At 63.4% G+C, this 528-nt stretch carries 1 pseudogene; it reads left to right on the top strand.

The features are described 5' to 3' along the window. Positions 1-336 (top strand): annotated as a pseudogene (locus GBZ26_RS29875) (ExeA family protein); the annotation flags it as partial. Positions 337-528: the final 192 nt, after the last annotated feature.

Raw genomic sequence — 528 nt, 5'->3', positions numbered from 1 at the left:
GATATCGGCGAACTGATCGAAACGGCGGCCGTGGACCTGCTGGCCAGCCGCCTGAAGCCCCCGCTTCAGATCGAGCAGCACCTGACCCTCGCGTTCGAGGAGGCGTACCGGATCGGTGACCGTCCAGTCACGGTCCAGGTGGTCGAGCGCATCCTGTCGCGTCAGCTCGACGACCTTGAACCGCGCCTGACCCGTCACGGCTACAGTGTGCGTTCCCTGGCCGATCAGTTCAGCGTCAAGCCGGCGGAGATCCGGCAGTTTTTGCGCGGTGAGCTGGGAGGCGCCAGAGCGCAGGAACTGACGCAACAGATGCAGGCAGCCGGGCTGCCACTCTGACCGGGCCACCGTCTCACGCAATGTGAGAAAATCCGGATGATTGCGAGCATGCCGCACGGACCGCGAGCGCAGTCGCAGTTAATCTGAGCATAAGCCCCGTCTTGTTCTCACCGATTTCGAGCAGGATTCGGCGATGAAAGCGAGCACGGCCGCCGATGATTGCGAGCAGCCACAGGTAGGGCGGAATGACGC

Origin of the sequence: Azospirillum formosense, assembly GCF_013340925.1 — a bacterium.
Taxonomy (GTDB): Bacteria; Pseudomonadota; Alphaproteobacteria; order Azospirillales; family Azospirillaceae; genus Azospirillum; species Azospirillum formosense.
Note: the sequence above shows the minus strand (reverse complement) of the source record. Positions and strands in the feature narration are given on the sequence as shown.